Annotated in this window: 24 protein-coding genes; 12 read left to right on the top strand and 12 right to left on the bottom strand. The window is 66.3% G+C overall.

The window, feature by feature from the left end:
* Positions 1–166: 166 nt before the first annotated feature.
* The gene (locus tag ACTHQX_RS09985) at positions 167–2,890 is read left to right on the top strand and encodes an FG-GAP-like repeat-containing protein (RefSeq protein WP_440157252.1); all 2,724 of its coding nucleotides are present in this window, start codon (positions 167–169) and stop codon (positions 2,888–2,890) included.
* Positions 2,891–2,999: 109 nt separating this feature from the next.
* On the opposite strand, the gene ACTHQX_RS09980 is transcribed toward ACTHQX_RS09985, so the two are convergent.
* Entirely contained in the window at positions 3,000–3,455 is a 456-nt protein-coding gene (locus ACTHQX_RS09980; RefSeq protein WP_236805762.1) for an Lrp/AsnC family transcriptional regulator, read from the bottom strand.
* Between the two features lie 105 nt (positions 3,456–3,560).
* Here ACTHQX_RS09980 and ACTHQX_RS09975 point away from each other — a divergent pair, with 105 nt between their 5' ends.
* Complete coding sequence (locus tag ACTHQX_RS09975; RefSeq protein ID WP_440157250.1) at positions 3,561–4,208, top strand: LysE family translocator; 648 nt, start codon at positions 3,561–3,563, stop codon at positions 4,206–4,208.
* Between the two features lie 36 nt (positions 4,209–4,244).
* Here ACTHQX_RS09975 and ACTHQX_RS09970 read toward each other — a convergent pair whose 3' ends face one another.
* The 6 genes from ACTHQX_RS09970 to ACTHQX_RS09945 form a co-directional block, all read right to left on the bottom strand.
* Positions 4,245–4,604 (bottom strand): YybH family protein, encoded by a 360-nt coding sequence (locus tag ACTHQX_RS09970; protein ID WP_236805766.1) that lies wholly within the window; start codon positions 4,602–4,604, stop codon positions 4,245–4,247.
* A gap of 61 nt (positions 4,605–4,665) precedes the next feature.
* The gene (locus tag ACTHQX_RS09965; RefSeq protein ID WP_440157248.1) at positions 4,666–5,628 is read right to left on the bottom strand and encodes a hypothetical protein; all 963 of its coding nucleotides are present in this window, start codon (positions 5,626–5,628) and stop codon (positions 4,666–4,668) included.
* A 26-nt stretch (positions 5,629–5,654) separates the two neighbouring features.
* Positions 5,655–6,158 carry a DUF456 domain-containing protein gene (locus ACTHQX_RS09960; RefSeq protein WP_440157246.1) on the bottom strand — a complete coding sequence of 168 codons (504 nt, stop codon included), beginning with the start codon at positions 6,156–6,158 and terminating at the stop codon, positions 5,655–5,657.
* Positions 6,159–6,296: 138 nt separating this feature from the next.
* On the bottom strand, positions 6,297–7,502 hold the full coding sequence (locus ACTHQX_RS09955) for an NAD(P)-dependent malic enzyme (RefSeq protein WP_236805769.1): 1,206 nt from the start codon (positions 7,500–7,502) through the stop codon (positions 6,297–6,299).
* 291 nt (positions 7,503–7,793) lie between these two features.
* Positions 7,794–8,375: a TetR/AcrR family transcriptional regulator gene (locus tag ACTHQX_RS09950; RefSeq protein WP_440157244.1), complete on the bottom strand. Its 582-nt coding sequence runs from the start codon at positions 8,373–8,375 to the stop codon at positions 7,794–7,796.
* Positions 8,376–8,513: 138 nt separating this feature from the next.
* Complete coding sequence (locus ACTHQX_RS09945) at positions 8,514–9,815, bottom strand: MFS transporter (RefSeq protein WP_440157242.1); 1,302 nt, start codon at positions 9,813–9,815, stop codon at positions 8,514–8,516.
* Between the two features lie 161 nt (positions 9,816–9,976).
* On the opposite strand from ACTHQX_RS09945, the gene ACTHQX_RS09940 reads away from it, so the two are divergent.
* The 4 genes from ACTHQX_RS09940 (at position 9,977) to ACTHQX_RS09925 (ending at position 15,197) form a co-directional block, all read left to right on the top strand.
* Positions 9,977–11,098, top strand: a complete 1,122-nt coding sequence (locus ACTHQX_RS09940; RefSeq protein ID WP_440157240.1) for a thermonuclease family protein — start codon at positions 9,977–9,979, stop codon at positions 11,096–11,098.
* 40 nt (positions 11,099–11,138) lie between these two features.
* Complete coding sequence (gene rraA / locus ACTHQX_RS09935) at positions 11,139–11,627, top strand: ribonuclease E activity regulator RraA (RefSeq protein WP_111903039.1); 489 nt, start codon at positions 11,139–11,141, stop codon at positions 11,625–11,627.
* A gap of 211 nt (positions 11,628–11,838) precedes the next feature.
* On the top strand, positions 11,839–13,491 hold the full coding sequence (locus ACTHQX_RS09930) for an MDR family MFS transporter (RefSeq protein WP_440157238.1): 1,653 nt from the start codon (positions 11,839–11,841) through the stop codon (positions 13,489–13,491).
* Between the two features lie 269 nt (positions 13,492–13,760).
* Positions 13,761–15,197, top strand: coding sequence for a sugar porter family MFS transporter (locus ACTHQX_RS09925; protein ID WP_440157236.1), 1,437 nt, complete (start codon positions 13,761–13,763; stop codon positions 15,195–15,197).
* 92 nt (positions 15,198–15,289) lie between these two features.
* On the opposite strand, the gene ACTHQX_RS09920 is transcribed toward ACTHQX_RS09925, so the two are convergent.
* Positions 15,290–15,670: a winged helix-turn-helix transcriptional regulator gene (locus ACTHQX_RS09920; RefSeq protein WP_440157234.1), complete on the bottom strand. Its 381-nt coding sequence runs from the start codon at positions 15,668–15,670 to the stop codon at positions 15,290–15,292.
* A 96-nt stretch (positions 15,671–15,766) separates the two neighbouring features.
* Here ACTHQX_RS09920 and ACTHQX_RS09915 point away from each other — a divergent pair, with 96 nt between their 5' ends.
* Positions 15,767–16,642 (top strand): SDR family oxidoreductase, encoded by an 876-nt coding sequence (locus ACTHQX_RS09915; RefSeq protein ID WP_236805791.1) that lies wholly within the window; start codon positions 15,767–15,769, stop codon positions 16,640–16,642.
* Positions 16,643–17,047: 405 nt separating this feature from the next.
* Here ACTHQX_RS09915 and ACTHQX_RS09910 read toward each other — a convergent pair whose 3' ends face one another.
* From ACTHQX_RS09910 to ACTHQX_RS09900, 3 genes are read right to left on the bottom strand one after another with little or no spacing between them, the layout of a single operon-like run.
* The gene (locus ACTHQX_RS09910; RefSeq protein ID WP_440157232.1) at positions 17,048–18,211 is read right to left on the bottom strand and encodes a mannitol-1-phosphate 5-dehydrogenase; all 1,164 of its coding nucleotides are present in this window, start codon (positions 18,209–18,211) and stop codon (positions 17,048–17,050) included.
* Positions 18,211–20,250 carry a PTS mannitol transporter subunit IICBA gene (locus tag ACTHQX_RS09905; RefSeq protein WP_440157230.1) on the bottom strand — a complete coding sequence of 680 codons (2,040 nt, stop codon included), beginning with the start codon at positions 20,248–20,250 and terminating at the stop codon, positions 18,211–18,213. The genes ACTHQX_RS09910 and ACTHQX_RS09905 overlap by 1 nt, the downstream gene beginning before the upstream one ends.
* A 53-nt stretch (positions 20,251–20,303) precedes the next feature.
* Positions 20,304–21,032 carry a TetR/AcrR family transcriptional regulator gene (locus ACTHQX_RS09900; protein WP_236805794.1) on the bottom strand — a complete coding sequence of 243 codons (729 nt, stop codon included), beginning with the start codon at positions 21,030–21,032 and terminating at the stop codon, positions 20,304–20,306.
* A 163-nt stretch (positions 21,033–21,195) separates the two neighbouring features.
* Here ACTHQX_RS09900 and ptsP point away from each other — a divergent pair, with 163 nt between their 5' ends.
* Positions 21,196–22,881 carry a phosphoenolpyruvate--protein phosphotransferase gene (gene ptsP / locus ACTHQX_RS09895; RefSeq protein ID WP_236805796.1) on the top strand — a complete coding sequence of 562 codons (1,686 nt, stop codon included), beginning with the start codon at positions 21,196–21,198 and terminating at the stop codon, positions 22,879–22,881.
* Between the two features lie 77 nt (positions 22,882–22,958).
* Here the strand turns inward: ptsP and ACTHQX_RS09890 are convergent, their stop codons facing one another.
* Positions 22,959–23,795 (bottom strand): alpha/beta fold hydrolase, encoded by an 837-nt coding sequence (locus ACTHQX_RS09890; RefSeq protein ID WP_440157228.1) that lies wholly within the window; start codon positions 23,793–23,795, stop codon positions 22,959–22,961.
* A gap of 48 nt (positions 23,796–23,843) precedes the next feature.
* Here ACTHQX_RS09890 and ACTHQX_RS09885 point away from each other — a divergent pair, with 48 nt between their 5' ends.
* From ACTHQX_RS09885 to ACTHQX_RS09870, 4 genes are all read left to right on the top strand, one after another.
* Positions 23,844–24,281, top strand: coding sequence for a helix-turn-helix domain-containing protein (locus ACTHQX_RS09885; RefSeq protein WP_440157226.1), 438 nt, complete (start codon positions 23,844–23,846; stop codon positions 24,279–24,281).
* 135 nt (positions 24,282–24,416) lie between these two features.
* A complete protein-coding gene (locus ACTHQX_RS09880; protein WP_236805800.1) occupies positions 24,417–25,193 on the top strand; it encodes a FadR/GntR family transcriptional regulator in 777 nt (258 codons plus the stop codon).
* A gap of 1 nt (position 25,194) precedes the next feature.
* Entirely contained in the window at positions 25,195–25,914 is a 720-nt protein-coding gene (locus tag ACTHQX_RS09875) for a PDC sensor domain-containing protein (RefSeq protein WP_440157224.1), read from the top strand.
* 118 nt (positions 25,915–26,032) lie between these two features.
* Positions 26,033–26,320 carry a hypothetical protein gene (locus ACTHQX_RS09870; protein ID WP_440157222.1) on the top strand — a complete coding sequence of 96 codons (288 nt, stop codon included), beginning with the start codon at positions 26,033–26,035 and terminating at the stop codon, positions 26,318–26,320.
* The last annotated feature ends 39 nt before the right edge of the window (positions 26,321–26,359 follow it).

Here is a 26,359-nt window from a genome sequence, read left to right as displayed (position 1 = left end):
CGCTCCGATACTGCGCAAATCATTGGGGAAAACTGCGGATTTTCCGGCGGCTGTCCTGCGGTGGCAGCTATAACCTGATTCAGCATCCGCCGCGGCGCTGGGCACGCGGCGGGTGCATTGTTCACTCAGGGTCTCCGCCGGGGGGTCGGTCTCAATAAGGAACTCAATGCGCTCTTTTTCACGTTCAATCGCGTCGGTCACCGGCTTGCTGGTTCTCGCCGCGGGCCTCGTCTCGCTTCCCGCCGCCGCTTCGGTGGCTGCCACAGATCCTGCCGCGGGCGGCACTACACTGCCGGCGGAGTCCCCGACGGAACAGGAGCACCACGGGTACGAATCCGCGCCCGGTGTGCCGATGGATGAGCCGCCTGCCGGACTGGCACTGCAGACCGAGGCGGGGGTGACTGCTCCCGTTCCAATCACGGTCAAACTTGTCGTGGCCACCCTGGTCGATAACAAGGCCCTCGTTCCGATGGCCCAGGCCGAGGCGGCCGTGACGGCCTCCAGCAACTACTGGAAGGCGATGTCCGGCGGCCGTATCTCCATGACCGTCACCGAACGGGCGACCTTGGCCTCCAAGACGGCGAGGTCGACGGACTCCTACTACGACATGATCAACAAGATCACGAGCGAGCTGAAGTGGACCTACAGCGCCAACAAGGCCCTGGTGATCTTTGTGCCAAGCGACACGCTCGCCGGCGGCGCCCTCGGCGCCGGCTACAGCAGCAACGGCAACAGCGGGCGCGTGCTGATGCCGAAAATCAGCGGCTTCACCAACAGCGTGATCGCCCACGAATTCGGGCACGTCCTGGGTTCCATGCACGCCGACGCCCTGCAGTGCGGCAGCGGCGTTTCGGACGTGGGCGTCACCAGCACCGGGCAGTTCACCGATTCCTCCTGCTATATCCGGGAATACGGCGACAGCACCGACCTGATGGGGCTGTCCAGCTACAACATGCCGGTGATCAGTTCGCCGTTTTGGGAAGCCAGGGGCCTGGGCAATGGCACTGACGTCCGCGACCTCGGTGTCGCTTCCGGCGTGAAGAGCTACACGCTGAAGCCGTGGGGTGACACCAAGCTGGCCTACCGCGCGGTGAAGTTCGCAGATCCGGCCAGCCGGGAGGTCTACTACCTGGAGCTCCGCCAGCCGGTCGGCTACGACACCTACCTGGCCAGCGGGTATGCGGGCAACCGGGGCGTCAAGGTGGTCCAGCGCGGCGGCGCCACCCCCTCGTCCTCGCTGGCACTGATGCCGTCCACCGTTCCATTCAGCGGCTACTACGCCACCAATCACACGTGGCAGGCCGGCAGCACGTTCACCACGAACGCGGGAACCCGGGTCACCATCAATTCCGTCACCGCCACCTCCGCCACCGTTACCATCGACGCCGACCCCGGACGCAAAGCCCGAATCCGGTTTTCGGCAGGCGACTTCGACGGAGACGGACGCCCGGACATGCTGTCGCGGGAGACCGACGGCTCCCTCATGCTGAACGCCGGCCAGCCCGGAAACAAGCTCGGCGCGCCGAAGCGCATCGCAGGCGGCTGGAACATCTTCAACACGGTCGTGGGGGATGCCGACTTCACCGGAGACGGACAAGCCGACCTTCTTGGACGTACTTCCGAAGGAGAGCTCTGGCTCTACCCAGGAAACGGCCAGGCCGGCTTCCTGCCCAGGATCCGAATCGGCGGGGGTTGGCAGATCTTCCAGCGCATCGTCACCCCGGGTGACCTGACGGGTGATGGCAAGCGCGACCTAGCCGGCATCAAGCCCGACGGCACGCTGTGGCTCTACCCCGGCGACGGCAAGAGCGGCTTCCTGGCCCCCACCCAGGCCGGAACCGGGTGGAACGGCTTCACCGCAGTTTCCCCGGCAAGCGGATTCGGCGGGCGCGTTGGCGGACTACTGGCCCGCAGCAGCGACGGCTCGCTCTCCTTCTACGCCGGAAACGGCGCCGGAGCGTTCCGCGAGCCGGTTCGGCTGGGAGCAGGCTGGGGCGCGTTCGAGACGATCATCGGCGGGCATGACTTCAGCGGGGACGGACAAACCGACGTTCTCGTGGGCACGTCCGCCGGCACCCTCGCGCTCTACCCGGGTACCGGTGGGAGCCGCCTGGCGCCGCGGGTATCACTCGGGACCGGATGGAACAAGTACAGCCAAGTGTGGGGTGCCGGCGACATGACGGGCGACGGACGCACCGACGTCCTGGCGCTCACTCCGCAGGGCCAGCTGTTCCTGCACCCGGGCAACGGCTCGGGCGGGTTCACGGCCGCCCGGTTGCTCAATTCCGGCTGGCAGACCTATAGCCAGATCTTTTCCGCCGGAAACATCGACGGCAGCGGGGGTCCGGACATCGTGGCCCGGGCTGCGGACGGAAGGCTGTGGATCTATCCCTCTGACGGGAAGGGCACTCTCCTGGCCCGCAAGCTCATCGGTGCCGGTTGGCAGGGCTTTACGCGGATCCTGTCCCCGGGAGACTTCACCGGGGACGGTAAGAGCGACCTCATGGCCCAGACACCTGACAGCAGGCTGTGGGTGTACCCGGGCAACGGCAGGGGCGGCCTGCTCGCGCGGCGGGCGCTGGGTTCCAACTGGAACGTGTTCAGCCAGCTCATCCCTGCGGGCGACATCACCGCGGACGGCAAGCAGGACATCCTGGCCCGCACCGCAGCCGGGGACCTGTGGCTCTACCCGGGCAACGGAACCGGTGGCGCCCTGCCGCGCCGGCAGCTTTCCGGCGGCTGGGCCGCATACAAGCCGCTCGTAGCGGCCGGCCGGCTCACGGGCACCAACTCCACCAGCCTGCTGGCTCCGTCAGCAGACGGAACCCTGTGGCTGTATAGCCTGTCGAGCTGGGGCACGTTCCAGAACGTCGTGCTGAACCCCCGCTGAGCACCGGAGACAGTTAAGCGCGAGCGGACACTTGGGCCCCTGATCCACACGGATCGGGGGCCCCAAGTGCTCGTTCGCGCTTGTGGAATGCCCGGCGTTGGAAGGAAAGTCACACCGGCGGGCCCGCGTTGGACTTCAGGTTCTTCATCACCAGCGTCGAGGTCAGCCGTTCGACGCCCGGAAGTGCCGTCAGCTCACTGTCGTAGAAGCGCTGGTAGGAGGGCAGGTCCGCCGCGATCACCTTGAGCAGGTAGTCCGGGGAACCGAACAGCCGCTGCGCCTCCACGATGTTCGGGTTCTCCGCGACCCGGCTCTCGAAGATCTCCATGGTGGGGCGGTCCACCTGCCGGAGCGTCACGAACACAATCGCCTCAAATCCAAGCCCGACGGCGGCCGGGTCAATGTCCGCTTTATAGCCGCGGATCACGCCGGACTGCTCGAGATCGCGGAGCCTGCGGTGGCAGGGGGCAACGGTGAGTCCCACCTTGGCGGCCAGCGCCGTGGCAGTTATTCTGCCGTCCTCTTTGAGGTGGCGCAAAATACTTCTGTCGATATGGTCAATCACGCAAGAATCTTACTCGCAAGGCCGCGATCCGGGCGAAATCGGAGAGCACTTCTGGCTGCGTTTTGCCTAGGCTTTTCTTACAGCCCAACACGCAGGAGCCCGCCCATGAATCCCCAGCTATTCCTCGCCTTTATTGTGGTGGCGGCCGCCCTCGCCTGCACCCCCGGGGTGGACTGGGCCTACTCCATCACTGCGGGCCTGGGCCGCCGCAGTTTCGTGCCCGCCGTGGCGGGGTTGTGCAGCGGTTACGTGCTGCACACCGTTCTCATGGTCGCCGGGCTCGCCGCAGTCCTGGCAAGCATGCCGGGCCTGCTGGGCTGGATCACGGTGGCCGGTGCCGTCTACCTGCTGTGGCTGGGGACCGTCACCATCAGGTCATGGCGAGGTGCGAGCTTCACGGCCGCGGCCGCCGTCGGGAATCCGGGGCAGAACCAGCTCCGGTCCTTTCTCCAGGGCATGGGGACCAGCGGCATCAATCCCAAGGGCCTGCTGTTCTTCCTGGCCCTCGTGCCGCAGTTCGTCAGCGCCGACGCGCCGCTGCCCGTGCCGGTACAGTCCGGACTGCTGGGCCTGACGTTCGTGCTGCTCGCGGCCCTCGTGTACACCTGCGTGGCCCTGCTGTCGCGGAAACTCCTGCAGTCCCGGCCTAATGCGGCCCGCCGAGTGACGCTGTCCAGCGGCATCATCATGGTGCTCCTGGGCGCCGCGCTGCTCTCGGAGCAGCTGCTGCCAGCCCTGGGCCGGTTGGCGTAGGAGCCGGTCCGCCCGGAAGCCGGCCCGGCGGCAGACTCAGACCTTTTGCTCCATGAACCACTCGGTGAAGCCCGAGGCCCGCCCCTCGGGATCGAGCCGGATCACCCACAGGTTCTCGTAGTTCGGGCGGTCATCAAGGTACGTGGTGCGGCCCTGCACGAACGCGAGGTCCCCGTCGGACCCCAGCAGCGACCATTCGAACGTCCAGTCCTCAGGCTGGTCCGCCGACCCGATCCAGCGCTCCACGATCTGTTCGCGCCCGCGCCACGGGTCCGGGTCGTAGGGCCGCGTGGCATATACGGCATCCTCGGTGAAGAGGGCGGCGATGTCTTCGGGGTCGTTCGTTGTCCACGCCGCTACATACTTGTCCATCCACTGCCTGATTGCGTCAGTCATGGGTCCGTTGTATCGCGGCCCTGGACTGCCCACAAGAGCCTGCCGCCCACAGGAGCCAGCCTCAGTCCCCGCCGAACTGCTTCCACTTCTGTTCCCACGCCCGGCGCGCTTCGATGTCCTTGCGGATGACCTCGAAGGTTTCGAGCTCCGCCTGCTTGCTTCGCTGCCAGTCCCGAGGGTTGAGGGACTTCCGGCCGTTGTCCAGCAGTATCAGGGCGCGGTCGGTCAGGGCGTCGTTGCGCAGGGACAGGCTGGTCTTCTGCCGCCGCAGGACTTCCTTGAGTGCCTGCTGGGCCTGACTGTGGGCGCCTAGCCGACGGAGCGAACGGGCCCGGATCAGAAGCAGCGCCGCGGACAGGTCATCCGCATTCATCAGGCCCTCAGTCCAGACCACCACCTCCTGGTCCCGGCCCAAGGCGGCGGCGAGGGCGCACCTCGCCAGCGCGGTGGGCAAGGACGGCGGCAGCCTGACCAGCGTTTCAAGGGCCGCCTCGGTCTGTCCCGCTTCCCGGAGCGAATGGGAGAGCGCAAGGAAAACCGACTCCTCACTGAACAGCACCGGCACCACGACGCGTTCGGCGACTTCCACCCGGGTGACCACGTGCGTGAGGTAACTGGCGGCGAACTGGTTCGCCTCATCGTCGTTCCTGATGGACAGCCCGCGCTGCAGGAGCTCCGCGGCCCGCAGGTAACCGCCCTGCTTGTAGGCGAGCAGGCCAGCCATCACGCAGCAGAGTCCTGCCCAGCCGGGATAGGCGCGGCCAGCCGCAATGAGCCGGTTCGGGTCGGCGTTCGAGAAGATGGCGTCGTATACGGTCCTGGCAGCTTTTCCGGGCAGCAGCTTGAGCCGCGGAACACTGCCGTCCACGCTGATCCGGGAGTCCCCTCCCCCGAGGACGCCGTGGATCAGCCCACCCATGCCCTCGGCTATTTCGCGCACCGGCGTGCGGACCTTGCCGCCGCCGAAGGGTGTCAGGTCGCGCGTGTCGCGGTAGATCGGTCCTGGACGCTGCCCCGCGGTCATTCCACCATGCTAATAGCGGGACGGAACTAAGCCGAAGCGGCGCCCACCCAGACGCCCACCACCCAGGTGCTGGCCGCGAGGCAGGCCAGGCCGAACTCAGCGAGCATTCCCAGGCCCGTGGCTTTCAGGGCGGCCCAGCTGGAGGTCAGGGCAGTCCGGAAGTTGCGCGTGCGCAGGACTTCGCTGAGCAGCAGCCCGGCGGCAAAGCCCACGAACAGGCCCACCACGGGAATGACGAACATGCCGGCAATGCCCAGCACAACCCCGACGGCGACGCTCCGGTTGGGAATCCGGTGTTCCTTCAGCTTGCGGCCGGCGAGGACGGCGCTGGCCGCCATGCCTGCCAGCACAAACATCATGCCCACGGCGAAAACCACCCAGCCGGTCACGCCCTCGCCGCCCCAGATAGCCCACGCCAGCAGGCTCAGGCCGATCAGGAAACTGCCGGGGAGGACGGGGATGACGGTGCCGGCGACGCCAACCAGGATGGCCAGGCCGCACAGGACGGTCACGAGGGTTTGGGCGTTCATGCCCCCAGTCTAGGGCGGAGCAGCCGGGCGCTTGGTCCGCGGAGCGCGGACTTTGCCGGGAACGACGACGGCGGCGCCTCCCCAGCACGGGAGGCACCGCCGTCGGGCTTCAGTCAGCCCTTTCAGTCAGCTTTGGTGTCAGACTGCGTCCGCTTCGACCGCCGCGGCAACAGCGGCCGTGACGGCCGGCGCAACCCGCGGGTCCAGCGGGCTGGGCACAATGTAGGACGCCGACAGCTTGTCATCGGCCAGTTCGGCGATAGCGCGGGCCGCGGCAACCTTCATCGCAGGCGTGATGCGGCGCGCGCCGGCGTCCAGGGCGCCGCGGAAAATGCCAGGGAACGCCAGGACGTTGTTGATCTGGTTCGGGAAGTCGCTGCGGCCGGTGGCCACCACTGCCGCGTACTTGGAAGCGACCTCGGGCAGGACCTCGGGGTCCGGGTTGGACAGTGCGAACACGATGGAGCTGTGGTTCATCAGCTTCAGGTGCTCCTCGTCCAGCTTGGAGGAGGAAACGCCCACGAAGACGTCAGCGCCCAGCAGCGCTTCCCCCGGGCCGCCTGAAATGCCGCGCGGGTTGCTGCGCTGCGCCATCTGGGCCTTCTTGCTGGCGGGATCGGCGGCGATGTCGGCACGCCCGGAGTTGATCACGCCGCGGGAGTCCAGCAGCACCACATCCTCGATGCCCGCGGTGAGCAGGATTTCGGCGATGGCGATGCCAGCAGCGCCTGCACCGGAGATCACCACGCGGAGTTCCTCGAGCCCGCGGCCGGTCACCTTGGCGGCGCCGGTCAGCGCGGCGAGGACCACGACGGCGGTGCCGTGCTGGTCATCGTGCATGACGGGGCAGTCCAGGGCTTCGATGAGCTTTTCTTCCAGCTCGAAGCAGCGCGGGGCGGCGATGTCCTCGAGGTTGACGGCACCGAAGCTGGGGCGCAGCCGGACAAGGGTTTCCACGATCTCGTCCACGTCGGTGGTGTTGAGGACCAGCGGGATGGAGTCCAGCTCGCCGAAGGCCTTGAACAGGGCCGACTTGCCTTCCATGACAGGCAGCGAGGCGCTGGGGCCGATGTTTCCCAGGCCGAGGACAGCCGTGCCGTCGCTGACGACGGCCACGAGGCGCTGGGCCCAGGTGTGGCTCTTGGCGAGTTCTGGGTCAGCGTGGATGGCGCGGCTGACCTGGGCGACGCCCGGCGTGTAGGCGATGGAAAGGTCCCGCTTGTTGCTGAGGGGAACGGTGCTGGCAATGGAAAGCTTGCCGCCCTCGTGGGCAGCGAAAATCTCCTGGTCAGTCAGCTCGGCGGCTGCGCTGGTGTCATTGGTAGCAATAGTTTCAGTGGACACGTCGTTGTCTCCTGTAGCTAGCCGTGGGCGCACGGCACAGTATGGCTCAAGCAATCGAGGCTCAAGATGGTCAGATACACGCTTTCGCTGACGGCCCAAAGGTGGCGGGTCCCGTCAGAAAGCCAGTGGAGCTGGTGGGTGCTGGCCACTCCGCTACTGCCATGTTAGACAGGACAAAGGCCCACCCTTAGCCATATCGGACCTGCTGGGCCGAACGGAAAGCATTTATAGCTGACTTGTGGCCCATTTCACCGCTTATCGCCCCTTTTATGACTCGCCGGTCTAGACCGGTTACGCGGTATTCCGCGCCAGCCGCGGCGCCGGCACCAGCAGGGTGCAGGCCTTCTTCAGGTCTTCCTCCGCCTCAAACAGGGATAGCCTGCGGCAGCGCACCGACTGGACTAGACCGGCGATGGTCGGCAGCAGGACCCGCGCGACGGTAGGGTCGCCGCTCACTGAGGCAACGGCACGTTCGGCCAGGGAATCGATGTCGCACAGCAGGCCGGTGGTGTCCCGGTCCTTGACGTACACGCCTTGGCTCAGGCACTGTTCAACGGCGGGCTGCATGACGCGCATGTGGAAGATTTCCATGGCTACACCGGAGAGCGCATGGATGCGGACGGCGCCCGGCCCTGCTCCCGTCTTGAGCTCGCCGAGCTGATGCCGGTACAGGGCCAGCATCAGGTGGGTGGCGGAGGGGAAGTAGCGGTACAGGGTGCCTAGGGGGACGTTGGCCTGGGCGGCAACCTCAGACAGGGTCACGGACTGGAGGCCCTTCCGCGAGAACCCGGCGGCCGTCTCGAGAATCCGGTTGTAGCGGCGCTGCTGCCGGGGAAGGGAGGGCGGGGCGGCCATGGGCGGAAGATCAGGCATAGCGTCAAGCATCATCAGTCCGGGGGTTGAGATTCCTGGTGCAGTCAGGGAGAGCCCCATTCCCTGTCCTGCCACGATTCGCGCTCCACTATACGGCACAGGCTTCAGGGCTCCCTGGGAGCCGGGCGTGTCCCGACGCTAGGCAACGCCCTTGATCTTGACCACGAAGACGGCCCCCAGCAGGCCGATGACGGCGGCGGCTATGTAAAGGGACACGTAGCCGCCCCACAGGGTGACGAACGGCCATGCAAGTGCCGGAGCGATGACCTGTGGCAGGGAGTTGGCGATGTTGATGATGCCAAGGTCCTTGCCCTTGTCGGCAGCGTTGGGGAGCACCTGGGTGATGAGCGCGAAGTCCACGGCGAGGTAGGCGCCGAACCCGATCCCCAGCACACTCGCACCGATGATGCCGCCCACCCAGGTGGGGGCGAAGGCCAGGATCAGCGATGCCAGCGCAATGATCACTGATGATGCGATCACCAGCGGCTTGCGCTTGCCCATCCTGTCACTGAGCCGGCCGCCGACCACGCTGGTGATGATCACGAATACGGCGTACAGCCCGGTCAGCACCAGCAGACCGAAAGCTGGTTCAAGTCCCGTGGTCTCCTTCAGGTGTACGGCGTCCGCCAGGAAGAACAGCAGGTACAGGGTGACCATGTGGTTGCCGATGTTGACCAGCAGCCGGGTGATCCAGGCCCAGGCAAAGTCGGGGTGCCGCAGAGGCCGGATGAACCCCAGCAGGAAGCCGCGCCAGTTCAGTGGTTGGCCAGCCGCTGCCGGGAGCGGGGCGTCGTCGCTCTTGACCATGTACATCACCACGCCTGCCACGAGGGCGGCCGCACAGATGATGTAGCCGAGGGCGAAGTTTCCGCTGACGACCGCGCCAATCACCGCTCCGACCAGGATCCCGGCAGTTTGTCCCATCGCCGCCAGGCCGCCGACCGTCGCGCGCTGCGGGACGGGGACACGGTCGGGAACTGCGGCGGTGATTGCGGCATAGGCGCCGTTGCAGCCGGCCTGCACCAGGCACCAAAGCAGCGTCATCACCGCCACGTTCGGCGCCCCGGCCAGCCCCACGAGCCCGACTGCACCAAGGACGGCGCCGGCCAGCACCCATGGCACGCGCCGGCCGAACCGGGACGCCGTGCGGTCGCTGAACGCGCCGAAGAGCGGATTGGCCACCAGCGACACCGCCGCGCCGGCACCGGTGACGAGGGCGAGGATGGCTTCCTTCTGACCCGGATCGAAATGTTCCGCCTGCTGCGCGAGGAGCACCTGGATCGGGCCGAAAAATGCCGCGTTGATGCCGAGGTTGACCAGCACCACGCCCGTGACCCAGAGGGACCTGACCCGTGCCGTCGGTTCGGCGAGCGCGGCGGACTGCCGGGTGCCCACCAGGCCGGGGTCGGGTACCGCACCGGGTATGTCGGACAGGCTCATGGCGGTCTCCCCCTGGAACATGGTGATGATGGAATCAGACTATCCGCAGGACGTTTATATCAGCGTTCTTTGCGGCGATAGAATGCGGTGCCTGCACACCTCCTGCCACCGGGGTTCCGTCCGCAGAGACACCTACTGCTCATTCCATGGGGGAATGCATTTTGTCACCACAAATCCCCGGCCATCGCGTCCTACTCAAATCCGCCGCTGTTGCAATCGCCGCCGCCTTGGCCCTCGCGGCTTGTACCACCAACAGCTCCCAACAGGCTTCCGACTCCAGCCAGAGTCCTGCAAATGACGAAGCCACAGTCAGCCGCGTCATCGACGGAGACACCTTCGTAGCTTTGACCAATGACGGCGAGAAGACCATTCGCCTGCTCAACGTCGATACGCCGGAAACCAAGGATCCGAACGCTCCCGTAGAGTGCCTCGGCCCCGAAGCTACCACCGCGCTGGAACAGCTCCTTCCAGTCGGGTCGGTGGTGCGTCTGGAGCTCGATGTAGAGCCGACCGACAAGTACGGACGCACACTCGCCGGCGTTTTTGATTCGTCAGGAACCCTTATCAACGCAGAGGTCGCCCGCCAAGGCATGGGCATTCCGATGCTTATAGAGCCCAATCGCAAGTTTTACGCGGCGGTCGAGGACGCCTTCGAAGAGGCCCGGACCCGGGCTGTTGGACTCAACTCCACGGACCTCGCGTGTCTGCCTGCGCAGCAGGTTGAGCAGGCGGTGGCAGCAGTGGAGTCGATCACTGCCGTTCCACTCGCAGAATCGACGTCAGCGCTCGATAAATCAAATGCGGGGCTTGTAACCGCGCTGGCGACCATCGCGGCGCTGAGGGCGGCGTCGAAAGCTAAGGGCAAAGTCCATTGGGCTGCCTACCAGCCAGCCAAGCTGGCACAGCTCGTTTCACGGCTGGAGACTTCAGCCTCAGCTGCGACGGCACGGCAGGTAGCAATCAAGGGCAAGAAGAATAGCCTCGCCGATGCTGCAGCAGCTGCGAAAGCCGCCCGGGTGAAGGCTGAAGCCGCAGCAAAGGCAGCAGCTGCGAAGGCTGCAGCTGAGGCGGCCGCCGCAGCCCGAGCCAAGGCGGCCGCTGAGGCAGAGGCTGAACGCATCAGGAACCTTCCTCCTGTCTATGTGCCGCCGGCTCCCCCTGTCTATGTTCCGCCCGTATACGAACCTCCGGCAGCTCCGGCACCAGTCACAGACCCTTACCCCGGCTACACCGGGCCGCGCTGCTACGCACCCGGCGGTAAGACGTGGAGGCCCTGCGGATAGTTAGGCTTTGATAGCCGCACCACGACCCTGAGGAGAACCAATGACCGCTTCGCCTGCCAATGCCGCCGTCAACACCGCCGATCTCTACGATGAGCGCGGCGACGAGCTGGACTCCATCTCCCTGCAGTTCCAGTCCCTGGGCAGCCACTCGCATTTCAGTGGCCCCGTCCGGACCGTGCGCTGCTTCGAGGACAACGCCCTCGTCAAGTCCGTCCTCGCCACACCCGGGAACGGCGCCGTGCTCGTCGTCGACGGCGCCGGTTCCCTGCGGACCGCGCTCATGGGGGACCTGATCGCGGCGAGCGCCGTGGCGAACGGCTGGGCCGGCGTCGTAATCAACGGCGCCATCCGGGACCGTGAGGCCATCGCGGAACTGCCACTCGGAGTCAAAGCCCTGGGAAGCAATCCGCGCAAGAGTGCCAAGGCAGGAGCGGGAGAGACGGACGTGGACCTGGTGATCGACGGCGTGACCATCCGAACCGGCGCCACCATCTGGTGCGATCCGGACGGAATCCTCATTGAGCGCTGAGGAATACACGGTGATAGGTGAGATCTCGACGCTTAGGAGCACCCCAAGCGTCGAGATCTCACCTCTCGGCGGGCGCTGACCGGCGGAGCCAACCGCCGAAGAAGAGCCCACGGGAAATTTCGGTTGCTCCGGGGAACAAAGCAGGAAGTAACATAGTTACTGAAAGCAACTATCAAATGCGATCCCCCCTTCTCTTGACCCTGGAGCAGCCATGTCCAAAACCACCGCCGGACCCGCGCCCGGAGAGGCCCTGACGCAGCGGCAGACCATCACCGTCATGGTGGGGCTGATGCTCGGCATGTTTCTGTCCTCGCTGGACCAGACCATCGTGTCCACCTCCATCTACACCATTGCCAACGACCTCGACGGGCTCTCCCTCCAGGCGTGGGCCACCACGGCATACCTGATCACCTCCACGGTCACCACACCGCTGTACGGCAAGCTCAGCGACATCTTCGGCCGCCGCCCGCTCTACCTCGCGGCGATCATCATTTTCCTGGCCGGCTCGCTGTATGCAGGCTCGGTGCACTCGATGACCGAACTGGCCATCGCCCGCGGCATCCAGGGCATGGGCGCCGGCGGCCTGCTGGCCCTGGCGCTGACCATCATCGGCGACATCGTCCCGCTCAAGGACCGGGCCAAGTTCCAGGGCTACTTCATGTCCGTGTTCGGCATCTCCTCGGTCCTCGGCCCCGTGGTGGGCGGCGCCTTCGCCGGATCCGAGAGCATCCTGGGCTTCGACGGCTGGCGCTGGGTCTTCTTCATCAACCTGCCCATCGGGCTGGCCGCCCTGGCCGTGGTGTTCCTCTACCTGCACCTGCCCGCGAAGCACGTCAAGCAGAAGATCGACTACTGGGGCGCCGCAGCCATCACGCTGGCCATCGTCCCGCTGCTCCTCGTCGCCGAACAGGGCCGCAGCTGGGGCTGGACCTCGGCCAACTCCTTCATCTGCTACGGCCTGGGCGTCTTGGGCATCGTTGCCTTCCTGCTGGCCGAGCGGCGCGCCGGCGACTATGCGCTCATCCCGCTGCGTCTCTTCCGGAACGTCACCTTCGGACTGTCCTCGCTGCTGAACTTCATCATCGGCATCGGCATGTTCGGCGCCATCGCGATGCTGCCCATGTACCTGCAGCTGGTCAAGGGCCTCACGCCCACCGAAGCCGGCCTAATGATGATCACCTTCACCATCGGCATCCTGACCGGCTCTATCACCGCCGGGCGTACCATCTCGGCCTCGGGCACCTTCCGGATCTTCCCCATCCTGGGCACCGCCATCCTGACCACCGCCGCCATCGTCATGGGACTGTCCCTTGGCGCTGACACCGAACTCTGGGTCCCCGGCCTGATCGCCGTCTTCTTCGGCCTGGGCCTGGGCTTCTGCATGCAGCCGCTCACCCTCGCGATGCAGGTTTCGGTGCCCTCGAAGGACATGGGCGTTGGCACCTCCACCGCCGCGTTCTTCCGCTCCATGGGCGGTGCCGTCGGCACGGCCGTGTTCATCTCCATGCTCTTCAGCCTGGCCGCGGACAAGATCGCCAGCGGCATGAAGGACGCCGCGCAGAACGCCGATTACCTCAAGGTCCTGAAGGACCCCGCCGTCGCCGCCGACCCCGCGAACGCCAAGCTCTACGACTTCTTCAAGAACGGCGCCAGCAACGATTCCCTCAACGACACCAGCTGGCTGCACTCGGCAAACCCCGTGCTCACCCGGCCGATCACCGAGGGCTTTGCCCAGTCGATCGACACCGTCATGCTCACCGCGGCCGTCCTCACCGGCATCGCCTTCCTCATCAGCTTCGCGCTGCCGAAGAAGAAGCTCACGGATCCGAAGGCAGTGATGAAGGAACCCGCGGCCGCCCACTAGGCACCGCTTACGCCAAATCCGCAGCTGCGTTACGGCAGGCACCCTCCGGGGTGCCTGCCGTTTCATTTTTCCGCGGAAATCTGCCGGATGCGGCACCAAACGGACGACGACGGCGGGACCTGCCGCCGTCGTCGTCATCCGTCCCGGAGTGGATCAGCGCCCGGTGACGTGGCACACTGTTAGGCGCGTGTGCGCCGGCCGACAGGGCCGGTTTCCGCAGCCGACGACGTTTGCACCGCAGCCACCCACCCCCGAACCAAGGGAGAACCATGTCCACCGACAAGCAGACAACCGCCAAGATCCCCAAGCGGGTGATTTGGCTGGCGCTTGCCGGCGCCGTGGGCGGCTTCCTGTTCGGCTTTGACTCCTCGGTGGTCAACGGCGCCGTGGACGCTATGAAGGACGAATTCGCCCTCGGCGAGGCCGTCACCGGTTTCGCCGTGGCCGTGGCACTGTTGGGCTGCGCGGCCGGCGCGTACATGGCCGGCAAGGTGGCGGACCGCTACGGCCGCATCCCTGCCATGAAGCTGGGGGCTCTGCTGTTCCTCATCAGCGCCATCGGCACCGGCTTCTGCTTCAGCGTCTGGGACCTCATCTTCTGGCGCCTGGTGGGCGGGCTGGGCATCGGCCTGGCCTCGGTAATCGCACCGGCGTACATCTCCGAAATTTCGCCCCGGCACGTCCGCGGCCGGCTAGCGTCACTGCAGCAGCTGGCCATCACCACGGGTATCTTCGCCGCCCTGCTGTCCGACGCCCTGTTCGCCACGTCCGCCGGAGGTGCGCACCAGGCATTCTGGCTGGGCATCGAAGCCTGGCGCTGGATGTTCCTGGCCGCCGCTGTTCCGGCCGTGGTCTACGGCGTGGTCGCGTACACGCTCCCCGAGTCCCCGCGCTTCCTCGTGGTCCAGGGCAAGGAGGACCTGGCCCGGAAGGTCTTCGACTCCATCGCCCCGGACGAAGACACCGACCGCCACCTGCGGGAAATCCGGGAGGCGATCGAGGAGGACCAGCTCGCGGGCAGGAAGGGCTCGCTGCGCGGCAAGGCGTTCGGCCTGCAGGCAGTGGTCTGGATCGGCATCACCCTGTCCGTCCTGCAGCAGTTCGTGGGCATCAACGTGATCTTCTACTACTCCACCACGCTCTGGAAGGCCGTCGGCTTCCAGGAGAAGGACTCGCTGACCATCTCGGTGGCCACGTCCATCACCAACATCCTGGTCACGCTCGTGGCCATCGCCCTCGTGGACAGGATCGGACGCCGCCCCATCCTGCTGGCCGGCTCCATCGGCATGGCCGTATCCCTCGGCGCCATGGCCCTGGCCTTCGCCTCGGCCACGGGCACAGGTTCCGACATCACGCTCCCCGGCGCCTGGGGTCCCGTTGCCCTGGTGGCCGCGAACGTGTTCGTGATCAGCTTCGGCGCATCCTGGGGACCGCTGGTCTGGGTGCTGCTGGGCGAGATCTTCCCCGCCCGGATCCGCGCCCGCGCCCTGGGCCTGGCCGCCGCCGCCCAGTGGATCGCCAACTTCGCCATCACGCTGAGCTTCCCCGTGATGGCCGCAGGCTCGCTGCCGCTGACGTACGCCATGTACGCACTCTTCGCGGCAGCTTCATTCTTCTTCGTCATGTACAAGGTGCCGGAGACGAACGGCATGTCGCTGGAACAGGCTGAGACCCTGTTTGTTCCGAAGGGGTCCGTCAAGGTCTAACCGGCTCTTGGCTCCTCTGGCATGAAACGGAAGACGCCCACGTTCCCTGCTTTGTCTTTGGAACGTGGGCGTCCTCTGCTTAAGACGGCTGGCTAGGACTGGGGACGGTTCACGATCGCTTCGGCGTGCTCGGCAACCCAGGCGACGAGGGGCAGCATCAGGGCACTCAGTTCCTCCCCGCGGCCGGTCAGGCTGTAGTCCACGCGGGGAGGAATGACGGGCTGGGCGTCGCGGCGGACGAACCCGTCGGCTTCGAGGGTCTTCAGTGTCTGGGCGAGCATTTTCTCACTGATGCCCTCGGCCCGGCGGCGGAGTTCGCTCCAGCGCTGGGGACCCTCGGACAGTGCAACCAGGAGCAGCACGCCCCACTTGCTGGTGACGTGGTCAAGCACGGTCCGGCTGGGGCATCCCGCCGGAAAGATCCCGTCCGCGAAGGGAAGTGCAGCGGCCTTGGCTGGGGTACTTACCGTCATGCCAGTACCTTACCTGAAAGTGCGTACTCTCTTTTGGGAAGCATTCGCGAATGAACCGGGTTGGCACCACTGACAGTCACCTCAGAAAGGACCATCATGACCATCGTCATCACCGGAGCCACCGGCCAGCTCGGCCGCCTCGTCGTCGAAGCGCTGCTTGAAAGCGGCCTGCCCGCGGAGCAGATCGTTGCCGCAGGCCGGACCGTGGACAGGATCGCCGACCTCGGCGAGCGCGGCGTCCAGGTCCGCACCATCGACTACAGCCAGCCGGAGTCCCTTCGGCAGGCGTTTGCCGGCGCGGACAAGGTCCTGCTGGTTTCAGGCAGCGAGGTGGGCCAGCGCGTCGAGCAGCACCGGAACGCGATCCATGCGGCCAAGGAGGCCGGCGTCGGCCTGATTGGCTACACGAGCATTGCCAATGCGGACACCACCGCCATGCAGCTGGCCGCCGAACACATCGCTACTGAAGACATTCTCCGGGACTCGGGCGTGCCGTTCGTCCTGCTCCGCAACGGCTGGTACCTGGAAAACTACACGGGCCAGTTCCCGGTTCAGGTCCAGCACGGCGCCGTGTTCGGCAGCGCTGGCGACGGCCGCGTAAGCGCCGCGTCCCGGGCCGACTACGCGGCAGCGGCTGCGGCTGTGCTGCTGCGGGATGACCAGGGCGGCAAGGTTTACGAGCTGGGCGGCGACAATGCCTTCACCCTCAGTGAGCTGGCGGGGGAAGTCAGTGCGGCATCCGGAAAGCCTGTGGCGTACAGGGACCTGCCTGCAGAGCAGTACACCGAGGTCCTGGTGGGTGCCGGACTGCCGGAGCCATATGCGGCCATCCTGGCTGACAGCGATCTCGGCATCGCCCGCGGTGATCTCCTGGTCACCAGCGGGGATCTCAGCGCCCTACTCGGCCGCCCGACCACGCCGCTGCGCGAGGCCGTCCAGGCCGCCGCTGCAGTGAGCCCCCAGGCCAGCTAACCCCAAGCCAAACGCTCGATCACTTCCTGCAGGCTTTCACCGCACCCTTCCTCACGTCCTGCAGGTTTCCGACGAACGCTTCCTCACTTGGGGTCAGGAGCTCCGGCCAGGCCCGGTCTCAAGTGAGGACGCGTCGGGAGAGAAGCGGCAGGACCTGAGGACGCGTCGGGAAAGAAGCGGCAGGACCTGAGGACGCGTCGGGAGAGAAGCGGCAGGACCTGAGGACGCGTCGGGTCAAAAGCGGCAGGACCTGAGGACGCGTCGGGGAAAAGCGGCAGGATCTGATAGAGCGTCCTTTGGGCACGATTAGACGCACGGATTAAACGCACGACGCCGGAACCCGCTTTGAGTTCCGGCGTCGTGTTGTCGCGTTATTCAGCTCAGAGACAGAGCCTGCGGGCCAGGCTAGGCCGGGGCGGCGACGTCCTCTGCCTTGCGCTCCTCGACGAGGCCGCAGACCGCCGCGAAGAGCGGGTGGTCCTGCGCCAGTCCGGTGATGCGCTCCGTGGCCGCGGCCGGTTCGGACGAGGCCAGGATCTGCCCGAGCTCAACGGCCTCGGTGTCGGCGGGGTCGTTGAAGCGCAGGGCAGCAGCGATGGCCCCGAGCAGGGCCTCCGGGACGATCCCGCGTTCGGCCAGTTCCGCCGCCGGACCGATGAACCGCTCGTGCCGGCTGAGCTTCCGCAGCGGCGCGCGCCCCACGCGGTTCACGGTGTCCGGCAGGTGCGGGTTGGTAAAGCGGCCCAGGATCTTCTGGACGTAGGCTTCCTGCTCGTCGTAGCTGAAGCCGTGCTTGGACACGAGCAGCTGCTTGGTTTCGTCCAGCACGGCGCGCACGTCCGCAGCAACGTCCTCGTCCGCCATGGCGTCGGAAATCTTTTCCAGCCCGGCTTCAAACCCGAAGTAGGCCGCGGAGGCGTGGCCCGTGTTCACCGTGAACAGCTTGCGCTCGATGTAGGGCCCGAGCTCGTCCACGAAGGTGGCACCCGGAATCACAGGGGCGGCACCCCCGAACGGCGTGCGGTCGATGACCCATTCGTAGAACGTCTCCACCGTGACGTCCAGGCCCTGCCCGGGTTCCTGGTTGGGCACGATCCGGTCCACGGCCGTGTTGGCGAACACCGCCGAGTCCGCCAGGGATCCGGCGGCCTCGTCCCAGGACGAGACGATCGACTCGCGCAAAAGGTCCGTGGCGTTGATGGCGTTCTCACACGCCATCACCTGCAGCGGCGGCAGCCCAGCGGCCCGGGCGGCGATTCCCTTGGCGATCGCGGGGGCCACGAACTTCAGGATGTGCGGCCCCACAGCCGTGGTGACGATGTCCGCTGTCGCGATTTCCTCGATGAGCTGCGCCTCCTGGGTGCCGGAGTTCACCGCCCGGAAGTTGTCCACCGTGCGCACGGCGGGGTTCTCCCCCACCTCGTGCACGCTGTAGCTGTCGGCCCCAGCGAGCTGGGAGATCAGGGCATCCGCAACGTCAGCGAACACCACCTCATACCCGGCTTCGTGCAGCAGCAGGCCAACAAACCCCCGGCCGATGTTGCCGGCCCCAAAATGTACAGCCTTCACTATGCGTTGACCTTTCCAAACAGTTCCAGGACTTCGTCCACGGATGTCGCCGCCTCAAGCTGCGCCACCTGGGCCTTGTTCGTGAAGACCTTGGCGATCGAGGACAGGATGTGCAGGTGCTCGTTGTTGACACCGGCCACGCCCACCACGAACTTGACCTGCTTGCCGTTCCAGTCGATGCCCTCGGGATAGCGGATCACCGAGACAGCCGACTTCCGGATGTGGTCCTTGGCGGCGTTGGTGCCGTGCGGAATGGCCAGGAAGCTACCCATGTACGTGGAGACTGACTCCTCGCGCTCGTGCATCGCGCGGATGTAGTCCTCATCCACGGCGCCGCGCGCCAGGAGCAGCTGGCCCGCCTCGTCGATCGCGGCATCCCGGGTGGAGGCTGAGCCGGTCAGGACCACGCTCTCCGGTACCAGGATGTCCGACGGCGCCGCGACAGTTTCGGGGGAAGCGTCAGTTACGGCGCCGGTTCCGGCAGTTGCACCGGCCGCAGCCGTTGCGCTCGCTCCGGCACTGGTACCGGCTTCGCCCGGAGCCTCCGCCCCTTCCGCATTGCTGCGCTGGACCATTTCCACGATCTCGTCATAGCGCGGGCTGTTCATGAAGTTGTCCACGGAAACATGGACTGCGCTGGCCGTGGCCGGCTTGGCCCGTTCCGTGAGGTCCTGGTGCGTGACCACCACGTCGTAGGTGTCGCTGAGGTTGGCGATGGACGCATTGGTGACCTTGACGTCCGGGAACCCGGCCGCCTTGATCTTGTTGCGCAGAACGGAGGCGCCCATGGCGCTGGAGCCCATTCCGGCGTCGCACGCGAACACGATGTTGCTGATCGGACCGGTCAGAACGCCCACGCCGCCACCGGCCCCCGCGCCGGTGAGCACGGAGGAAACCGAGCTCTTCTTGCCCTTCATGGCTTCCATCTTCGCGGTGGCGTCTCCGAGATCAGCCTCGTCGCTGTGACGGGTTGTGCGCAGGATCAGCGAGGCCACGAGGAAGGAAACCGTGGCGGCGAGGAGCACGGAGAGGATCACGCCGAGGTAGCTGTCGCGGGACGTCTGGGCGATGACGGCGATGATGGAGCCCGGGGCCGCCGGGGCCACGAGGCCGGAGTTGGTGACCGCCAGCGTGGCGATGCCGGTCATGCCGCCGGCAATCGCCGCCAGGATCAGCAGCGGGCGCATGAGGACGTACGGGAAGTAGATCTCGTGGATGCCGCCGAAGAAGTGGATGAGGGCCGCGCCGGGAGCAGAGGCCTTGGCGGCGCCACGGCCGAAGAACATGTAGGCGAGCAGGATGCCCAGGCCGGGGCCGGGGTTCGCCTCCAGCAGGAACAGGATGGACTTGCCCTGGTCCAGCGACTGCTGGATGCCCAGCGGGGTCAGTACTCCGTGGTTGATGGCGTTGTTGAGGAAGAGAACCTTGGCCGGTTCGATGAAGATGCTGGTCAGGGGCAGCAGGCCGTTGTTCACGAGGAACTGGACCACGTTGCCGGCGGCGGTGCTGAACGCCTGGACCAGCGGGGAGATGCCGTAGAAGCCGAGCATGGCGAGCAGGGCGCCCCAGATGCCGGCGGAGAAGTTGTTCACCAGCATCTCGAAGCCGGGACGGATCTTGCCGTCCCAAATGGCGTCGATCTTCTTCATGGTCCAGCCGCCGAGGGGGCCCATAATCATGGCGCCGATGAACATCGGGATGCCGGCACCGACGATCACGCCCATGGTGCCGATGGCACCAACGACGCCGCCACGGACGTCATAGACCATCTTGCCGCCGGTGTAGGCGATCAGGAGAGGCAGCAGGTAGGTGATCATGGGACCCACAAGGCCCGTGTTCGGAACTCCCTCGGCGTTCGTGCCGAATCCGCCGAGCTGCGGTACCGGGATCCATCCCTTTTCGATGAACAGTGCCGTGATGATGCCCCAGGCGATGAACGCACCGATGTTGGGCATGATCATGCCGGAAAGGAACGTCCCGAACCTCTGGACGTGCACCCGCGCACTGGTTTTGGGTTTTGCAACTGTCTCTGTTGCCATGTGATTTCCTAACGTGGTCCCTGCGGCACCGCAGGATGGTCCGATAGTTTCGTCTAGCTGGTGGAACTGGTGGAGATCCGGTGGAGCCATTCGAGAAAAAGCTTGAGTTCCGAGCTGGTGAGCTGGTCCGAGTGGGATGCCTGCAGCGCCGCGTTCAGCGCTATGGCAGCCACCACCACTGATGACTTTCCGGAGTCCTCCGGTCCCGCATCCCGCCCCTGGTCCCTGGACACCGCAAAGATCATGGCGTCCCGGGTCATGGTGGACAGCTCCAGGTTCCGCTCGGCGGCCGGTTCTGCGATCAGCATGAGTGTCACGCCCACGTTGGCTGCCAGGATGCTCCTGGCCGCCTCCCGTGGCTGGACGTTCAGCTGGCCGGCCGCAGCAGCCTTGTTCAGCATCTCCTCCAGGAGTCCCTCCGCATCGGCAACGATGGCGGGGCGGCTCTCGGGGCGGATGTTACCGAACATGACCAGATAAAGTTCGGGCTGCTTGAGCCCGAACTGCACGTGGTTGTCCCACATCCGCCGGATATCCACCAGCGGCTGTCCGGACGGGGCGAAATCCCTCTCGCCCGCCACGTACTCTTCGAAACCCGCGGCGACAACTGCGTCAAAGAGGCCCTCCTTGTCACCGAAGTGGTGATAGAGGGTGGGCGCCGTGACACCCGCCAGCTGCGTGATCTGGCGGGTGGAGACAGCGGCCCCCGCGGAGTTGGCCAGCAATTCGGCTGCCGCACGCAACAGCCTCATTTTGGGCGGAAGCTGGCCATCGAAACTCATAACCGCTACCCTAGCACCTATAGCAACGCTATATGAACTGAATCACATACAATTTTTTTCAGGCACCGCAACGCAGCATCGGACGTAGCCGTTCCGAGTTTCCGGGCTTCCGCCCGGGCAGATACCGGCGGGCCTGGCTACCGGCAGAGAACGAGGACCTTCAGTGCAGAACTTCCCAGGAGTAGGCGTCAGCCCCGGACGCATCATCGGCACGATCCGCCAGATGCCCAAGCCCATCAGCGAACCTCCGGCCGGCGAACAGCTGGCTGCCGGGACTACCCCCGAGGAGGCGACGGCAGCACTGAAGGCCGCAGCGGGTGCCGTCCATGATGAGCTGAAGGCCCGCGCGGACCACGCCACCGGTGATGGCAAGGCGGTCCTGGAAGCCACGGCCCTGATGGCCAAGGACACCATGCTGATCAAGGGCGCAGCTAAGCTGATCGCCCGCGGCACCTCGCCGCAGCGGGCCATCTGGGAATCGGGCTCCTCGGTTTCCGAAATGCTGCACAACCTCGGCGGCTACATGGCCGAGCGCGCCACCGACGTCCTGGATGTCCGCGCCCGCATCGTGGCCGAACTCCGTGGCGTATCCGCACCGGGCATCCCGTCGTCGAACGAACCGTTCATCCTGGTGGCCGAGGACCTGGCCCCTGCCGACACCGCCACCCTCGATCCCAACAAGGTCCTCGCGCTGGTCACCGCCGGCGGCGGTCCGCAGTCCCACACCGCGATCATCGCCCGCTCACTCGGCCTGCCGGCGGTTGTGGCCGCCGTCGGCGTGGACGAGCTTCCGGACGGCACCGAGGTTTACGTTGACGGCGCCGCCGGTTCCATCACGGCCAGCCCGGATGATTCGCTGCGCGCAGCGGCCGAGGCCTGGGCCGCCACGGCCTCCCTCCTTGCCGAGTTCAGCGGTACGGGTTCGACGGCGGACGGCCACCTCGTGCCCCTCCTCGCCAACGTGGGCGGGGCCAAGGACGCCCAGGCCGCGGCCAAGCTCGGCGCCCAGGGCGTTGGCCTGTTCCGCACCGAGTTCTGCTTCCTCGAACGTGACACCGAGCCCACCGTTGAGGAACAGGCCGCGGCATACAAGGGCGTGTTCGATGCCTTCCCGGGCAAGAAGGTGGTGCTCCGCACCCTGGACGCCGGCGCAGACAAGCCACTCCCCTTCCTCACCGACTCCACCGAACCCAACCCGGCCCTCGGCGTGCGCGGCTACCGCACCGATTTCACCACTCCGGGGGTCCTGGATCGGCAGCTGGAGGCAATCGCGCAGGCCGAAAAGGAGTCGGAGGCTGACGTCTGGGTCATGGCTCCGATGATTTCGACGGCGGAGGAAGCCGCCCGTTTCGCCACGATGTGCGCTGAAGCCGGCATTAAGACGCCGGGCGTGATGGTGGAGGTTCCGTCCGCCGCCCTCACCGCCGACACCATCCTGCGCGAAGTGGCCTTTGCCAGCCTGGGAACCAACGACCTCACCCAGTACGCCATGGCCGCCGACCGCCAGCTGGGCCCGCTCGCCGGGCTGAACACGCCGTGGCAGCCTGCCGTACTGCGCCTCGTGGGACTGACCGTTGAGGGTTCACGGGCAGAAGGACACAACAAGCCGGTGGGCGTCTGCGGCGAGGCCGCCGCGGACCCGGCCCTCGCCGTCGTGCTGACCGGCCTGGGCGTGACCACCCTGTCCATGACGGCCCGCTCGCTCGCGGCGGTGGCCGCCGTGCTGAAGACCGTCACTCTGGCGGAGGCCCAGGAGCTGGCCAAGCTGGCCCTGTCCGCGCCGAGCGCCGTGGAAGCCCGCGCCTGGGTCCGGGAAAAGCTGCCCATCCTGGAAGAACTCGGACTGTAGTTCAGCTGCTCGGGGAAGGCAGGCGCTCGGAAATCCGGGCGCCTGCCTTCCTGGCGTTCACGCCGTCAGAATGGGGGTCAGGCCGTGGAGCCTTCGGCTGCCGCTGTGCCCTCGGCCGCGGCGCCGGCCCAGCGCCGGATGGTCCGGGCAACATCTTCGGTTGCGGTGTCCTGAACGACGTGCCCGCGCCCGGGCAACTCGGCAAACGCACCGTCCGGCGCCTGCGCGGCGAGGAGTTCGCACCACGGCCTGCGGGCGATCGGATCCCTTCCGCCACGGAGGACGAGCACCGGCTGGGCCACGCCCCGGATCCGGGAGTCGAGCGGGTACTCCATCATCACGGGCAGTTCTGTCAGATACCACCGAAACCCGGTCCGGAAGTAGTCGGTAAACACCACGGCGTTGGTCAGAGGCGGCTCGCTGAAAAGCGAATCCCGTGTCAGTGCGAGCGCGTGCCACGCCGCGCTCCGCCGCGCAGAGTCCACCACCGGACCCATGAGCACTGTGCGGGTCACCAGCCCGGGCGCCTGGAGCGCCAATTCCACTGCGAACTGGACCCCCATGGAATGGCCCACCACAATGCAGGACTCCACGCCATGCTCCGCCAGGACCGCCGCGACGAAAGCCGCGTACTCACCCACCGTGACCTGCCGGCCCGGACGCGGCGTGCCGCCGAAGCCCGGCAGGTCGAAGGAGTAGACGGCAGCGGCGCGTTCGGCGCCCTCCGCCTGCAGGTTCTGTTCTTTCGGGCCCCGGGCCAGTTCGACGTGCAGCCGGGCGAGGTAACGGTGCGAAACGCCGATGCCGTGGAGCAGCACATAGGCCGGCTGCCCCGCGGCCGACGCCTCGTTCGAGGTGTACAGGCGCCCCGTCAGGCCGTTCGCCGTCACTGCTTTCCCGCCGCTCAGTCTCATCCGCCGAGCATATCCAACTCACCGTTCCGCAACGGTTAGGCTTCTGCCATGGCTCTGATTGCTCCCCGGGTGGCGCCCGCCCTTCCTGCCGACGATGCGCTGGCGCTGCAGCGCGCGCTCGACGGCGGCACTGACATCACCGTCTTCGTGGACGGTACTGTCCACCGCCTCCCGCCTCAGGCGAGGGACGCCGTCGTCGACCTCCTGGCACGGTTCAGCCGCGGCGAAGCGGTGACCGTCAGTAGCGTGGAGGAAATGCTCACCACCTCAAAGGCGGCAGAACTGGCCGGCATCTCCCACACCTACCTGCGCAACATGACGGACCGGGGCGAGATTCCGGTGGAATACCGCGGCACACACCGCCGCATTCGGCTGGCCGCCATCATGGCATGGCTGGAAGGGCAGAAAAAGAAGCAGGCGGCAACGGCCGCCGCGGCCGGTGAAGCCTCCCACGCCGGGACTTCCGACGGCGGGAGCGCACAGTAGCGTTTCGCGCGGTTTGGCGGTGGCTGGAGACGTTTAACGTGCAAAGATTGAAGGTAATCGGAAAAGCGCCGGCGCCCGAAGGCTCGGGCATGGGCACCGGTGACAGCGGAACCACGGACTGCAGGAGGCCTGGGAATGGAAAGTGCGGCAATTTCCACCTCCGCGCTTGACTTGCTGCTGCTCCTGCGGGGAAGTGAACCGGAGGGGCTGGGCCGCGCGGACCAGGTCTCCTACCAGATCGAGACCGCCATTCTGATGGGCATCCTCACCGAAGGCGACAGGCTGCCCACGGAGTCCGTGCTTGCCGGTGAACTCGGCATCTCCCCGATCACCCTGCGGCAATCCCTGGCCGCCCTGCGGACCAAGGGGCTGATCGAAACCAGCCGTGGACGCAGCGGCGGCAGTGTGATTCGCCGGCAGATCGAATTCACGAATTCCCAGCTGCAGGACAAGCTTCGCGAAACGAGCACAGAGGCGCTCAGGGACCTTGGCGACCTCGGTGCGGCCATCGCTTCAATGTCGGCCCGGCTTGCGGCCGGGCGGGCGGATCCCAAGAACGTGGAGCACCTTGAGGATCTGGCGAGGCGCCACCGGGACTCGGCCGATGACCGGGCGCGGCGCCGCATGGACAGCCGGTTCCATGTTGCCGTCAGCATCGCCGCACAGTCCAGCAGGCTGACCTCGGCCGCCCTTCAGCTTGAAGCCGAGCTGATGACCCTGTGGTGGGGGCGCTCCGGCCAGGCCGGCAGTGACGGCAAGTCCGTGGAAGAACACGCCGCAATCGTTGATGCCATCAGGGCCCGGGACGCTGACGCTGCCGCCAGCGCGGCAGAACGGCACAGCCGCAACGAGACCGAATACTTGATAGAGCAGCATCTCAGATTGACGATGCGGCCCGAAGAAGGTGCGTGACGTGGAGACCGTAGAAGAAGCCCTTGAGCGGACGGCCGCCACGCTCTCGTCGAGCATTAGCCGCGTTTTCGTTGATCTGGAGAAGATTGCAAGCACCGTTACGGCGGCGGCAGCAGCCGTGTCAGGCGTACCGCGCCGCAGCGAATTCCTGTTCCTGAAGCAGGAACTCGCCAATTTCATCAAGCTGCACTCGGACATCATCGTCGGAGCCGGCATCGCCTACGCCCCGGGAAGTCTCCGGGAAGCAACGCACTGGCTGGAATGGTGGCGGACGCAGCGGACGGGCGAACCCCGTTTTGTCACCCATGACCTCAACCCGGACTCGCTGAACTACTACGACTACACAACCCGCGACTGGTTCACCATCCCGTCCGCCAGCGGGCAGCCCGTGGCGGTTGGACCCTACGTCGATTTCGGCGGCATCAACGTCAACATCATCACCCTCTGCGTTCCGGCGCCCACCGCCCAGGGGATTCAGATCCTGGGGTGCGACCTGACCCTGGCGAACCTCGAGGGAATCTTCCTGCGGGCCCTTCAGCTCCGCGAGCCCGTGGTGGTCCTCGTGGGCCCCAACGGCCGGGTCATCGCGTCCAACAACGCACGCATCGCCACGGGAACTCTGTTCCTGGAAGAGGACATGGCGCGGGCTGACATCTCGGTGGACGTTTCGCCGGCCAACCCCGCGCGACTGCCCTGGAAGCTGATCACCCTCCGGGATTAGGCTCCTTCGTGGACTGTAGATGTCCCGGCCTGCAAGCAAAATGACGGGGTGATAAGGATCAAGCAACGATCCTCCCTATCCAGGGTTTCCGGCTGGCCCGCGGGGTTACTCTTTATTCGTGGTGAGATTCAGGGGGTTGCACATCGTGGCGGGCATCGTCGCCATGGGTGTGGCGGCTGCCTTGGGAACCATCATGGGCCTGAACAATACCGCCGTTTTTACCTCCAGCTGCGTGGTCTACGTGGCTGTATCGCTGTTCGTCCAGAGCCGCCTCGCAAAGTTCCGCACCCCGCTTCAGGGGCTTCCGCAGCATCTGCCCGACGGCGTTCCGCTGGAACGGACCGCAGAGCGGACTTCAGAACGTCCTGCCGAGCAGCTGCCCAGCGGCGAAGGCAACGCCGCCTAGTCCCCACCGGCTCCCTGGCGGCGTGGGCCCAAAGCCGGG

It is taken from the genome of Arthrobacter sp. SAFR-023 (genome assembly GCF_051965295.1).
Taxonomy (GTDB): Bacteria; Actinomycetota; Actinomycetes; order Actinomycetales; family Micrococcaceae; genus Arthrobacter.
This window is presented reverse-complemented; position numbering and strand designations above follow the sequence as displayed.